Genomic DNA, 13,133 nt, shown 5'->3' with positions numbered 1-13,133 from the left:
TCAGACGTCCACGCGGGCCAGGGCCCAATTGCACACCGCCTCGGGGGCCATCTGCGCGCCCTCGTAAGCCAGGCGCGAGGTGGTTGCCAATGGCAGCACCGCGTTCACCAGGCTGCTGGCGCGCTCCCAGGCTTGGCCGGCGTGGGCATCGCGCGAGCCCAATTGCTGGTGGGCGCGGTCGGCATAGCCCAGCAGGCGCGCGGCTGTTTCGTGGCGCCCTTCGATGGCGGCCAGCAAGGCGAACAAGCCGGAGTACAGGCCGAACCACTCCCAATCGCGGCTGCGCGAAGCGGCGGCAAAGTCCACCAGGGCCCCTCGGGCCTGCTCGTCATCGCCCTGCATGAACAAGGCGGTGGCCTTGATCGCCATGGCGTGCAGGATGAAGTTGTCGCGGCGGTGCCGGCCACGCGCGATGATGTCGCTGCAATGCTGCACGGCCGCATCCGGGTCACCCACGGCCAGGCTGAGCGCGGCCAGGTCGGCCAGGGCAGCCGAGACCACGGCGTCCAGGCCATTGGCCTGCGAGTGCGACAGCAAGGTCTCGCACACGCGCCGGGCCTGTTCCAGTTGCTTGCCCGAACGCAACACGCTGACCGTGGCCAGTTGGCGCTGCAAACGCAGGCGGGGCGGCCAAGCCGGTTTTTCCAGCCCGATCATCTCTTCCAGCAGGTTCTTGGCCTGGGCGGCGGGCAACACGCCACTGCCCGCCATGCAGCGCAAGGCCAGGTAGCGGCCCACGTCGTCCTGCAAGGCGCGGCTTTGCTCGGCGGCGCGGCGCGCAAAGTCGTGCATCAGGGTGTTGGAGACGCCCCAGTTCAAACGGCTGCGTTCCAGCCAGTAGCGCGCCACCGGGGCGCAGGCTGGCATGGCCAGCACTTGTGACTCCACAGCCAGGCAACGCCGACGGCATTCCGGCGCCAGGCCCAGCAGCAAAAACAAGGGGCTGGAGGCGCCCACCATGTCCACCGCCAGGGAGGGCTCGTGGGCCATCACCCAGTCCAGCGCCGCCCGCACATTGTCGATCTCGGGGCCGTAGGTTTCCAGCCAGGCCGCGTCGGGCGTTCGCCAGTAGGCGGCGTAAGCCTGCTCCATCAGGGCAGCCACAGTGGACACGTGCCGACGTTTCATCAGCCAGTGCTCGCCCGAGGCGTCCAGTTTCAGGCTGGCAAAGTCGCGCGTGCTTTCAAGCAGGCGGTAGCGGGGCACGTCGGCGCCATCGGCGGCCACCAGTGAACGATCCACCAGGGCGCCCAACAGTTCGATAACGGCCCATTCGTCCAGGGATTCGTCCATGGCCACGGCGCTGGCCAATTGCAGGTTGAAGCCACCGGCGAAAACACACAAGCGTCGGAACACCGTCTGCTCATCAAGCGACAACAACTCGTGGCTCCACTCCAGGGTGCCCATCAGCGTTTGTCGGCGCGGTGGCGCCAAGGCGTTCTGGCTGCGCAAGAGCTTGAAGCGCTCGTCCAGGCGCGTCACCACGCCTTGCAATCCGAGCAAGGGCAGGCGCGCTGCGGCCAGCTTGATGGCCAGCGCCATGCCGTCCAGGCGACGGCACAGGGCGATCACCTCGTCCAGGTTGGCCTCGGTCAACGCAAAACGGCGATCGGCCGCCTGGGCCTGGTCGGCGAACAAGGCGATCGCCCCATGGGCCAGGGCCGACTCCAGCGGTGTGCCGGGCTCAGGCACCGACAAGGCGCTCAACCTGAACAAGCGCTCGTTGTCCAGCTTCAGGGCCACCTGGCTGGTCACCACCAGGCGCACACCCGGCGCGGCAGCCGTGATGGCCTGCGCCATGCGCGCCACCGCGTCGATCAGGTGCTCGGCGTTGTCGATCACCAGCAGCAATTGCAAAGGCCGCAAGGCCGCCACCAGCGAGGTCAGGGGATCGGCACCGCCCGAGGGCAGGCCGACCGCTTGCGCCACCACGGTGGGCACCAGGGAGGGGTCGGTGATGCCCGCCAGCTCCACCCACGCCGCACCATCTCGGTGCTCACGACACCAGGCGTGCGCAGCCGCCAGGGCAAACGCCGTCTTGCCGATGCCGCCTGGACCGGCAATGGTGATCAGGGGGTGGTGGGCCTCGCGGTGCAAGGCGGCGAGATCGGGATCGCGGCCCCACAAACGGCCCGCCACGCTGGGCAACACCGACAGCACATTTTCGGCGGGCAGCTGGATGAGCGCGTCCGGGTTCTGCGGCGCCACTTGGGTGAAGCGGCTGGGCAAGGAATCGTCGTCGCGCACCATGGGCAGGGCAAATCGGTAGCCCCGACCGGGAATCGTCGAGATGGCCTGCTGCCCCAGCACTTTGCGCAAAGCGGAAATTTGAACCTGGAGGTTGTTTTCTTCAACCACCAGCCCTGGCCAGACCAGGTCGAGCAAGTCGTTCTTGGACACCATGCGGCCTGACCGCTCCACCAGCGCCAGCAACAAATCGATCGCGCGCGCGCCCAGGCCGACGGGCTCGCCGTCCACGTACAGCACGCGCTCCACAGCACGCAGCTCGAAGCGGTCAAAGCGATAGCAATGTGACAACTCTACCTCTGTGGTTTCTGGCCCTGGGACACTTCTTCAAGCGTTTTCAGAAGATCTTCAGGTTTTTTAAGGACTTTCCAGACGGCAGGTCAGACAATGAAATCATTCTAAAGAAAACAAGCATTTCCGCACCAGGCATCAACGAGTCTTTTCACACCAAGTTGCGGTATTTTCAAAGCAGAGGCGTTCCATGGAGGTGGAATGGTCAAAGCTCTCCAAAATACCGTGTCCGATAAAACGGAAAGCTTGATTTGACGAGCGAGGGGTGTGTGCGGTGAATGCAAATAACGCTGTCGTTCGTACTTAAGAATTGAGAATATCAAAATGGACTTGGGAGGTCAGAAGCAGGCTGGGAGGCCGGTTTCTGACACACACAGGGAGTTCTGTTTTTCTATTCGACCGGACCCCGTCCTGACCTGCGTGTCAGGACGCCGGTTTTCCTCAAAACCGCCCGCATCTGCGGGCTTTGTCATTTTTGTCACCTGACTCTCAAGACGGCCGAGCGCGAAAAGACGCTGGATTAGGATCGCGGACATGAACTTCGAACCCATCCACATCTTTCAACCCGTCACCGTGCTGGTGTTCTGGACCATGCTCGTGTTGCTGCAGATCCCGATCCGCCGTTTTCGCGCGGCCTTCAAGGGCGAGGTGGGGCCGGGTGATTTCCGGTTTGGCGAGTCGGCCCGGGTGCCACCGCACGTCAGCATCCCCAACCGCAACTACATGAACCTGCTGGAGTTGCCGGTGCTGTTCTATGCGGGCAGCGTGGTGGCGTACGTCACGCACCACGTCGATCACATGCTGGTTTTGCTGGCCTGGGTTTACGTGGCTTTGCGCGTGGCGCACAGCGTGGTGCACCTGAGCTACAACCACGTCATCCACCGCCTGGTGCTGTTCGCCATCAGCAATGTCGTGCTGGCGGGGTTCTGGGGCCGACTGGCCTGGACGCTGTGGCTTTGAAGGGTCAAGCCACCACCGAAGCCACGGTCTGATCGCGGCCCGCGCGTTTGGCGGTGTACAGGTTCTGGTCGGCGATGCGCAAGGCCCGCTCACCCTGCCCGCCATGCACCTCGGCAATGCCGATGCTCTGCGTCACGCTGAACGAGGCCCCATCGGCCTGGAAAACATGCTCGCGCAAACTGCTCGCAATCTTTGAGGCCACCCGGCGGGCACCGTCCAGGTGGGTGTCGGGCAGCAGCAGCACGAACTCCTCGCCGCCCAGGCGCGCAGCCGTGTCGATCTGATCGCGGGTGCTGGACTGCAGGATGCGGCCCAACTGGGCCAGCACGGCATCGCCCACCGGGTGACCCCAGCTGTCGTTCACCTTCTTGAAGTGATCCACATCGCACACCACCAGGCAAAAAGGCCGCCCGCTGCGGGCATGGCGGTGCGATTCGATCTCCAGCTGGCTCATGAACTCGCGGCGGTTGGACAAGCCCGTCAGCACATCGGTGCGCACCAGGCTTTCCAGCTCCTTGCGCTGGCGGCGCAGCGTGTTGAAGGCGAAGAACAACATGGCGCTGAAGGGCAAAACGGCAGCCTGGAACATGACACGCAACCACACCGCCCACCACCCGGCCAGGTCTTCGCCATTGAACACCGGCGCGGTCAGCAAAGGGGCATAGCCCAGTTGCCCCGCCGTGATCAACAAATCACTGGCCATCACCATCACCACCACCAGGATCAGGGTGGACTTGAGGGTGCGCAGGCTGAACAGGGCGCGGGCCACCACCAGCTCCTGGATCAGCACCATGCCCATGGGCGTGTCTTTCAGGCCATGGCCGATGGCCAGCAGCAGGAAGACGATGAAGGTGGGCATGACCGTCCACTGCGCCAGCCAGCGCGCATCGCGGCCCTGACGGCGCAAGTGCCAGGCCAGCAACACCACCGCGGTCAGCCACAGGATCAGTGCCGTCAGCCCCAGTTGTGCCAGGCGCAAGGCACCGGGGCGGTAGAAGGCGCCCGCCTCGGGGTGCGCCAGCGCGTAGGCCTGCAGCCCCCACAAGATGAGGCCCATGGGCAGCGACAGCACCGCGAACACCATGCAGCGGTTGGCCACGTTGCGGTCCAACAGGCGCAGCTCGATGCGGCGCATCAGCGCCTTCAAGTTCATGCGCCCACCTCGCTGCCCAAGGTGCTGTCCACGCTGTAGATCGAGCGGTTGCGCCCCTCCTGCTTGGCGCGGTAGAGGTTGCGGTCGGCCTGCTTGAGCACCACCTCGGCGCTTTGGCCGTGGCACTGCGCCACCCCGATGCTCACAGTGAGGTGGAAGGTCTGGCCCGAGGCCTGGAAAACATGCTCGGCCAGGCGGCTGTGGATGCGCCCGCACACCGCCTCGGCCTCGTCCACCGTGGTGTCTGGCAAGAGCACGGCGAACTCCTCACCGCCTAAACGGGCGGCCAGGTCGGTGGGGGTGCGCACGCACTCGCCCAGCAGGCGGGCCAGCACGGTCAGCACCTCGTCGCCCACGGCGTGGCCATGGGTGTCGTTGACCTGTTTGAAGTGGTCCGCGTCGATCAGCATCAGGGACAAGGGCTGGGCGGTGCGGCCCTGGCGCGCCACCTCGGCCTGCAGCCGGTCCATGAAGTACCGCCGGTTTGGCAGGCCCGTCAGCACGTCGGTGTAAGACAGTTTGTTGAGTTGGCGGTGCTGAGCATCCAGGCGCCCGAACATCACCAGCAGCAGGGTGGAGATCACGGCCACGCCCGCGTAGAAGACCACGTTGCGCCACACGGCCCACCACCACTGCGGCTCCACCCCATTGAAAGCCAGGCGGGTGATGGCCGGGGCGTAAGGCACCTGGCCCGCCATCACGAACACGTCGTAGAGCACCAGCAAGCCGGAGCACACCAGGAAGGCAATCCACATGGTGCGCAAATCGAACAGCAGCAGGCCGATCGCCAGCACGCCCAGCAGCGTCATGTTGGCCCCGGTGGTGAAGGTGCCAGCGAACAAGGTGATCAAGGTGTAGATCAGGCCGATGTTCAGCGTCACCGCCACGCTGAGCCCGGGCATGGGGCTGGGATCGCGGCGCCGGGGCCACAACCAGATCAGGAAACCGAAAGACAAGGCCGTGCTGAACACCAGGGCCGCTTGCAGTATCCAGACCACCGGTTGCCGCAAACCGACTTGAACCACCGGGTCCAGCAGGCCTGACAGGTGGATGAACCAGTAGGTGAAGTAAAAGGGCGTGGAAGCAAACACCGCCAGCAGGCAACGGCTGGCCGGATTGGCTTCATCAAGAAATTGCTCGAACTTCTGGCGCATGGACCCGGGACAAGATCAAGGAACCATGGCGGCCTGATTCGGTGCGTGCGACCATGTGCCACGAGTATCGAGTAAATCACCCAGCAACAAAACCCGTCATCACCCGGGGACTGTGGGCTGGGTGTGACGGAATGCGCCGCACTGGGATAAGCTTGGCCGCATGAAATTGCTCATCCGCTGGTTATTGCTGTCTTCCGCGCTCATGCTGCTGGCCCAATGGGACCAAGGCGTGCAGGTCAGCAGCTTCGGTGCGGCCATGATCGCGGCGGCCGTGTTGGGCTTGCTGAACGCCGTGGTGCGCCCCTTGTTGATCTTGCTCACGCTGCCGGTGACGGTGCTGACGCTGGGACTGTTCCTGTTCGTGATCAACGCCTTCACCTTCCAGATGGCCTCGGGGCTGCTGGAAGGGTTCCAGGTGCACGGTTTCTGGAATGCGCTGCTGGCATCGGTGCTCTACAGCCTGTGGGGCATCATCATCGACATCGCGCTGGAATACATTTTCGGACGCCGCTCAGGGCGCGTGTGAGAGCGCTTGGAGCAGGCCTTGCAGAGCCTGCTCCACCGTGGCCCAACGCACCGCCGCCCGACCGCCCGGGAACTGGCAACGCAGTGCTTGTGTGCTTCCGCCTTGCAGGGCCCAGGCCAGCCACACCGTGCCCACCGGCTTGTCGGGCGAGCCGCCCGTGGGGCCCGCCACGCCGGTGACGGCCACCGCCAACTGCGCGCGTGATCGGGCCAGCGCGCCTTCGGCCATGGCCCGGGCCACGGCTTCGCTGACGGCGCCGTGGGCGTCGATCAAGGCTCCATCCACCCCCAGCAATTCGGTCTTGGCCTGGTTGCTGTAGCTGACGAAACCGCGATCGAACCAGGCGCTGGAGCCCGACACCTCGGTGCAGGTGGCCGCGATCAGGCCACCGGTGCAGGATTCGGCGGTGGCCAACTGCCAGCCCCGCGCTTGCAGTTGGGCGGCCAGGTCGGTCACCAGGCTGGTCAGGTTGTGTTCCAAAGTCATGCCCTCGTCCTTTCGAGCCCCGTCAAGGTGCCAGCAGGCTGGGCCACCCCAGCATGATCACGGCCAGGACCAGCAAGGTGCACAAGGCCGCGACAAAATCGTCGAACAAGATCCCGAAACCTTGCGCCCAACCAATGCCCTGGCCAGGCTGGCGCTTGAACAGCTGGTCCGCCCAAGCCACCGGGCCGGGCTTGGCCGCGTCAAAGTAGCGGAACAGGGCAAAGGCCAGCAACTGGCCGATCAAGCCGGTGGGCGTGAGCAGCCACAGCACCAGCCAGAAGGCCAGGATCTCGTCCCACACGATGGAGCCGGGGTCGGCCACACGCAGGCTGCGCGCCGTGTGTGTGCAAGCCCACCAGCCCACGGGCAGACCCAGGCCGATCAGCCAGGCCCATTTCACGTCGGCCTGTGGCCCCACGCCCCACAGGTTCTGCAAGGCCCAAAAGCTGACCCAGGCCCACAGCGTCCCGACCGTGCCAGGGGCCTTGGGGCTCAGGCCACTGCCAGCGCCCAGGGCGATGAAATGCGCGGGGTGACTGAGGAGCAAGGCGGCGTCGGGGCGCCGTGGCGGCAAGGTGCTCACGGCATCCACCGCATCAGGATCAGGATCGACGTCAATGGGGCTTGGCATGCTCAGCTTTTGAAATGGTCGAACGAGGTCCAGCGGTTGGGCACGGCTTGCGGCTTGACCTCGTCGTCGGGCCAGACGTCCAGCTCGCCCTGCAGCAATTGCAGGCCGGGCGTGGCGGTGATGGCGCCGATGCGCGTCAAGGGCAAGCCCAGCGAATCGCCCAGGGCCAGGATGCGCGCGCGGTGTTCGGGCGGGGCGGTGAAGACCAGTTCGTAGTCGTCACCACCGGCCAGCAGGCAATCGTGCTGCTGCGACACGGGCCGCGCGGCCAGCACAGGGTGCACCGGCAGCGCATCCAGCACCACCGTGGCGCCCACCTGGCTGCGGCGCAGCAGGTGGCCCAGGTCGCCCAGCAGGCCATCGGACACATCGATGGCAGCGCTGGCCAGGCCGCGCAGGGCCAGGCCCAGGGCCACGCGCGGTTCGGGGCATTCCATGGCCCGGCGCGCGGTGTCGAAGTCATCGGCGGGCAAAAGCGGCTGCAAGGTGCCCCGGAAGGCTTCCAGCGCCAGACGCGCCAGACCGGGCCAACCGCTGACCCACAGGTCGTCGCCCGCGCGGGCACCATGGCGCAGCAATGCCTGGCCTGCGGGCACCTCGCCCATCGCGGTGATGCCGATGGCCAGGGGCCCCGCCGTGGTGTCGCCCCCAATCAATTCGCAATCGTGGGCATCGGCCAGGGACAACAGGCCCTGCGCAAAACCGGCCAGCCAGGCCTCGTTCGCGTGAGGCAGGGTCAGGGCCAGGGTGAAGGCCAGCGGCCTGGCCCCGCAGGCGGCCAGGTCCGACAGGTTGACCGCCAGGGCCTTGTGACCCAGGCGCGCCGGGTCCACCGTGGAGAGGAAGTGCCGCCCCTCCACCAGGGTGTCGGTGGACACGGCCAATTGCATGCCAGCGGCGGGCGCGATGACGGCACAGTCGTCGCCATTGCCCACCACGGCGCGGCGCGGCCCTTGCCCTGCAGGGCGCCAGAAAAATCGTTCAATGAGGTCGAATTCACCCAGGCTCATGCCGTGATTGTCGCGCGGCTTGTGGCCACCCACATGGCCGACCACTCGTCATGTTCCTACAATGCAGGGGTCAGGCGCCGCCAACATGGCCAGCGCCCTTGAAAGGCACCCCTGCATGACCACCCCCGAAGACAAACGCGCCGAGCTGAAAAAAGCCGCGCTTGAATACCACGAGTTCCCCACGCCCGGCAAAGTCGCCATCAGCGCCACCAAGCAGCTGACCAACCAGCGCGACCTGGCCCTGGCCTACTCGCCCGGCGTGGCCGCCGCCTGCGAAGAAATCGTCGACAACCCCGCCAACGCCTTCCGCTACACCAGCCGGGGCAACCTGGTGGCCGTCATCACCAACGGCACCGCCGTGCTGGGCCTGGGCAACATCGGCCCGCTGGCCGCCAAGCCGGTGATGGAAGGCAAAGCCGTCCTGTTCAAGAAGTTCGCCGACATCGACGTGTTCGACATCGAGATCAACGAGAACGACCCCGAAAAGCTCGTCCAGATCATCGCCTCACTCGAGCCCACCTTCGGCGGCATCAACCTGGAAGACATCAAGGCCCCCGATTGCTTCTACGTCGAGCGCCAACTGCGCGAACGCATGAAGATCCCGGTTTTCCACGACGACCAGCACGGCACCGCCATCGTGGTGGGCGCCGCCCTGCTCAATGGCCTGAAGGTGGTCGGCAAGGACATCAAGCAGGTCAAGCTGGTGGTGTCAGGCGCTGGCGCCGCCGCCCTGGCCTGCCTGGGCCTGCTGGTCAAGCTGGGCCTGCCGCGCGAGAACATCTGGGTCACCGACCTGGCTGGCGTGGTCTACGAAGGCCGCGTTGAACTGATGGACCCCGACAAGGCCTTCTTTGCCCAGAAGACCGAACTGCGCACCCTCAGCCAGGTCATCGAAGGGGCCGACCTCTTCCTGGGCCTGAGTGCTGGCGGTGTGCTCAAGGCCGACATGGTCGCGCGCATGGGCCCCAAGCCCATCATCTTCGCGCTGGCCAACCCCAACCCCGAGATCCTGCCGGAAGACGTCAAGGCCGTGCGCGACGACGCCATCATGGCCACCGGCCGGTCCGACTACCCCAACCAGGTCAACAACGTCCTGTGCTTCCCGTACATCTTCCGGGGCGCGCTGGATTCGGGCGCCACCACCATCACCGATGAGATGGAGATCGCCGCCGTCCACGCCATTGCCGAGTTGGCCCAGGCCGAGCAAAGCGATGTGGTGGCTGCCGCGTATGTTGGCGCCACCCTGAGCTTCGGCCCCGAGTACCTGATCCCCAAGCCCTTCGACCCGCGCCTGATGATCAAGATCGCGCCAGCCGTGGCACTGGCGGCGGCCGCCTCCGGCGTGGCCTCGCGCCCGGTCAAGGACTTCGTCGCCTATGGCGAGAAGCTGCAAAGCTTCGTCTACGCCTCGGGCCACACCATGAAGCCCATCTTCAGCGTGGCCAAACGCGCCAAGAACAAACGCATCGCCTTCGCCGAAGGTGAAAACGAGCGCGTGCTGCGCGCCACCCAGATCGTGGTCGACGAAGGCCTGGCCTGCCCAACGCTGATCGGCCGCCCGGCCGTCATCGAGCAGCAGATCGAGCGTTTCGGCCTGCGCCTCAAAGCGGGCACCGACTACCAGGTGGTCAGCGTCGAGCACGACCCCCGCCACCGCGACTACTGGCAAACGTACCACCGCCTGACCGAGCGCAAGGGCGTGACCGAGCAGATGGCCAAGATCGAAATGCGCCGCCGCCTGACCCTGATCGCGTCGATGCTGCTCTACAAGGGCGAGGTCGATGGCCTGATCTGCGGCACCTGGGGCAACACGCCCCTGCACCTGCATTACATCGACCAGGTGATCGGCAAGCGCGCAGGCGTGAAAACCTACGCGGCCATGACCGGCCTGCTGCTGCCGGGCCGCCAGGTCAACATCCTGGACACCCACATCAACTACGACCCCACGGCCGAGCAATTGGCCGAAATCACCATCATGGCGGCCGAAGAGATGATGCGGATCGGCCAGCGGCCCAAGGTGGCGCTGCTGTCGCATTCCAATTTTGGCTCCAGCAACCACCCCTCGGCGCTGAAGATGCGCGAGGCCCTGGGCCTGATCCAGGAGCGCGCGCCCTGGCTGGAAATCGATGGCGAGATGCACGGCGACGCCGCCCTGAACGCCACCTACCGCGCCGAGCTGATGCCCCGCAGCACCCTGGCGGGCGAGGCCAACCTGCTGGTCTGCCCCAACATCGACGCGGCCAACATCGCCTACAACCTGCTCAAGGAGGCGGCTGGCAACGGCATCGCGCTGGGGCCGGTTTTGCTGGGCGCGGCCAAGCCGGTGACCATCCTGACGCCCTCGGCCACCGTGCGCCGCATCGTCAACATGACGGCCATGACCGTGGCGGAGGCCAACGCCGTCCGATAGGACTCAAACAGGCGTTTGTCAAAAAAACGTCATATACCACGAACTGTCAACCCCTCACGCAAAGGCCCCTGTCCACCGGTTTTCCGGGGCTGGGGCCTTGAGCTTTCGGCCCGTTTTCAGTAGCATCACGGCTTTTAGAGACTTGAGCTGGCGTGAAGAAGTTGTGAAGAAGTTGCTGAGCAAGTCTTGGACTGGCGTTGCCACATCATTGCTGATGTCGGCCAGCCTCTTGACCAGTGCAGCGCTGCTGGATGCCAGCGTTTCACCCGCTTGGGCACGGTCCAGCCCAACAGTCTCGGCGATTGGCTTGTCGCAATTGCCACCCCAGGCTCAAGACGTCCACCGGCGCATTTTGGCGGGTGGGCCTTTCAAATACACCAAGGACGGCACCGTCTTTGGCAACAGGGAGCGTGCTTTGCCTCGAAAACCGCGTGGGTTCTACCACGAGTACACCGTGCCAACACCAGGCGCGCGTACCCGAGGAGCCCGGCGCATCGTTTGCGGAGGTGAAGTAGTGCAAATCCCTGAAACTTGTTTTTACACCGAGGATCACTACAGCAGCTTCAAAACCATTGATCCCCGGCACTGAGCCTTTTGGCTTGCTGCTTCGCTCTTTTGTCCTTTTCTTCGACCCTCAAATCTGGCCCACGAGGGCAGTGAGCATCTCAATGCACTCTCGGCCCCAAGCGATCATGTTGTTGCAATCCGTTCGACCCAACATCGTTCAATCCATCCGCGCCTTTCGCCCGGAAGACTTGCAACAGGCGGCCCAGGATTCCGGGCAGCACTTCCTGTACACCAACCTGAGCGAAGCCCAGTCCAAGCAAGACGTGCTGGACATCATCGCCAAGGATTTCCTGTTCCCCGACCACTTCGGCAAGAACATGGACGCGCTGTACGACTGCATGACCGACCTGGTCCACAAATCAGGTCCGCAGCCAGGCTTCGTCGTGGTGCTGGAACTCATCCCCGATGGCGTCAAGTTCGACCGCGAAACCCGCGAGTTGCTGCTCGACTCCTTCCGCGATGCCGCCGACTTCTGGAGCGAGCGCAAGATCGCCTTCCGCGTGTTCTATTCCATCGCCGTGTCGGGCAAAGAGTCCGCTGGCAACTGGGACCGCGCTGAAGTCGCCCAGAACGACTCGCCTGCGGCCGCCGCCGTCGTCGTCAAGCCGACCAAGGTCTCCAAGAACGCGCCCCAGCCCATGACCATGAACCTGCCGCCCATGAGCAGCGCGTTCGACACGGCCATGTTGCTGGTCGCCTGACCGGGCGACCAAGCCAAAGCAAGTTCAACGTCCGGCGCGTGAGCGCCAGTCGTTGAGCTGCTCGCCCCCTGCGTGCTGGCCACGCAGGTAGCCGGGCGCGACGCTGCTCACTGGCGTGGGCGCCACGCCCAGCGCCTGCAGCCCAGGCCACCGCCCGGTGGCCACATTGGGCACCTGCATTGAATCCAGGTTGTCCTGGGACATCAAGGGCTCGCCCGGCAAGATCGACATGGCCAGGGCCTGCAGTCGGCCCGCCCAAAGCGGTATGGGCATGATGGGCCGAGGATGGCCGCTGAACCAACCCGCCATCGCCACCAGCTCCTTCAAGGTGAAGACCTGAGGCCCGGCGCACTCATAGGTCTGCCCCACCGTGGCGGGGTCGTCCAGGCAACGCGCCAAGGCGCGGGCCACGTCACCTACCCACACGGGCTGAAACCGGGCATCGCTGCCCGCCAGCGGCATGACCGGGAAAACAGCCTGCAGGCGGGCGAACAGGTTCAGGAACTGGTCGTGCGCGCCAAAGATCACGCTGGGACGCAGCACCGTCAAATCCAGGCCCGCGGCGCGCAAGGCCAATTCACCCGCCGCCTTGCTGCGCAAGTAGTTGGACGGCGCCGCCGCCGGGTCATCAGGCACCCCCAGGGCACTGACGTGCACCACGCGCCGCACACCCGCGCGCACGCAGGCCGCCGCCAGGCGCTGGGGCAGCCCCACGTGGGCATGCTCGAACTCGTCCTTGCTGCCATGCAGAATGGCGATCAGGTTGACCACGCCGTCGCAGCCCGCCAGGAGCCGCATCAAGGCGTTTTCCTCATGGACCGAAGCCTCGACCACTTCCACGGTGGGCAGGGTCAACAGGTGCTGCGCGTGGGCGCGCCGCCGGGTGGGCACGGTGATGCGCACGCCGCCCGCACCATGCTCGTCCACCAGTTGTTCACACAAGGCCCGGCCCACAAAACCGGAGCCCCCCAACACCAACCATCGTTTCATCTGTGGC

The 13,133-nt window shown here is 65.3% G+C and carries 11 protein-coding genes and 1 pseudogene; 5 read left to right on the top strand and 7 right to left on the bottom strand.

The features are described from left to right. Nucleotides 1–2,538, bottom strand: coding sequence for a winged helix-turn-helix domain-containing protein (locus tag Q7V20_RS17805; protein ID WP_304794287.1), 2,538 nt, complete (start codon nucleotides 2,536–2,538; stop codon nucleotides 1–3). Nucleotides 2,539–3,072: 534 nt separating this feature from the next. Between Q7V20_RS17805 and Q7V20_RS17800 the strand changes: the two genes are divergently transcribed. Further along, the gene (locus tag Q7V20_RS17800; RefSeq protein ID WP_304794285.1) at nucleotides 3,073–3,498 is read left to right on the top strand and encodes an MAPEG family protein; all 426 of its coding nucleotides are present in this window, start codon (nucleotides 3,073–3,075) and stop codon (nucleotides 3,496–3,498) included. 4 nt (nucleotides 3,499–3,502) lie between these two features. Here the strand turns inward: Q7V20_RS17800 and Q7V20_RS17795 are convergent, their stop codons facing one another. Beyond that, nucleotides 3,503–4,651, bottom strand: coding sequence for a diguanylate cyclase (locus Q7V20_RS17795; protein WP_304794282.1), 1,149 nt, complete (start codon nucleotides 4,649–4,651; stop codon nucleotides 3,503–3,505). Then, entirely contained in the window at nucleotides 4,648–5,805 is a 1,158-nt protein-coding gene (locus Q7V20_RS17790; protein ID WP_304794278.1) for a GGDEF domain-containing protein, read from the bottom strand. Before Q7V20_RS17790 ends, Q7V20_RS17795 begins: the two co-directional genes overlap by 4 nt. A 160-nt stretch (nucleotides 5,806–5,965) precedes the next feature. Between Q7V20_RS17790 and Q7V20_RS17785 the strand changes: the two genes are divergently transcribed. Continuing rightward, nucleotides 5,966–6,331 (top strand): phage holin family protein, encoded by a 366-nt coding sequence (locus Q7V20_RS17785; protein ID WP_304794275.1) that lies wholly within the window; start codon nucleotides 5,966–5,968, stop codon nucleotides 6,329–6,331. On the opposite strand, the gene Q7V20_RS17780 is transcribed toward Q7V20_RS17785, so the two are convergent. The 3 genes from Q7V20_RS17780 to thiL are packed head-to-tail and all read right to left on the bottom strand — an operon-like array spanning nucleotide 6,317 to nucleotide 8,452. Beyond that, nucleotides 6,317–6,817, bottom strand: coding sequence for a CinA family protein (locus tag Q7V20_RS17780; protein ID WP_304794273.1), 501 nt, complete (start codon nucleotides 6,815–6,817; stop codon nucleotides 6,317–6,319). The genes Q7V20_RS17785 and Q7V20_RS17780 overlap by 15 nt on opposite strands. 22 nt (nucleotides 6,818–6,839) lie before the next feature. Next, nucleotides 6,840–7,448, bottom strand: a complete 609-nt coding sequence (locus tag Q7V20_RS17775) for a phosphatidylglycerophosphatase A (RefSeq protein WP_304794270.1) — start codon at nucleotides 7,446–7,448, stop codon at nucleotides 6,840–6,842. A 2-nt stretch (nucleotides 7,449–7,450) separates the two neighbouring features. Continuing rightward, nucleotides 7,451–8,452, bottom strand: coding sequence for a thiamine-phosphate kinase (gene thiL, locus Q7V20_RS17770; protein WP_304794406.1), 1,002 nt, complete (start codon nucleotides 8,450–8,452; stop codon nucleotides 7,451–7,453). Nucleotides 8,453–8,573: 121 nt separating this feature from the next. On the opposite strand from thiL, the gene Q7V20_RS17765 reads away from it, so the two are divergent. From Q7V20_RS17765 to Q7V20_RS17755, 3 genes and pseudogenes are all read left to right on the top strand, one after another. Then, nucleotides 8,574–10,868: an NADP-dependent malic enzyme gene (locus tag Q7V20_RS17765; protein ID WP_304794267.1), complete on the top strand. Its 2,295-nt coding sequence runs from the start codon at nucleotides 8,574–8,576 to the stop codon at nucleotides 10,866–10,868. Nucleotides 10,869–11,082: 214 nt separating this feature from the next. Further along, nucleotides 11,083–11,457 (top strand): ribonuclease domain-containing protein, encoded by a 375-nt coding sequence (locus tag Q7V20_RS17760; protein WP_304794264.1) that lies wholly within the window; start codon nucleotides 11,083–11,085, stop codon nucleotides 11,455–11,457. Between the two features lie 103 nt (nucleotides 11,458–11,560). Further along, nucleotides 11,561–11,947, top strand: a pseudogene (locus Q7V20_RS17755) (barstar family protein); the annotation flags it as partial. 213 nt (nucleotides 11,948–12,160) lie between these two features. Here the strand turns inward: Q7V20_RS17755 and Q7V20_RS17750 are convergent. Then, complete coding sequence (locus Q7V20_RS17750; RefSeq protein WP_304794262.1) at nucleotides 12,161–13,126, bottom strand: complex I NDUFA9 subunit family protein; 966 nt, start codon at nucleotides 13,124–13,126, stop codon at nucleotides 12,161–12,163. Between the last annotated feature and the right edge of the window lie 7 nt (nucleotides 13,127–13,133).

It is taken from the genome of Aquabacterium sp., assembly GCF_030652515.1.
Classification (GTDB): Bacteria; Pseudomonadota; Gammaproteobacteria; order Burkholderiales; family Burkholderiaceae_C; genus Aquabacterium.
Note: the sequence above shows the minus strand (reverse complement) of the source record. Positions and strands in the feature narration are given on the sequence as shown.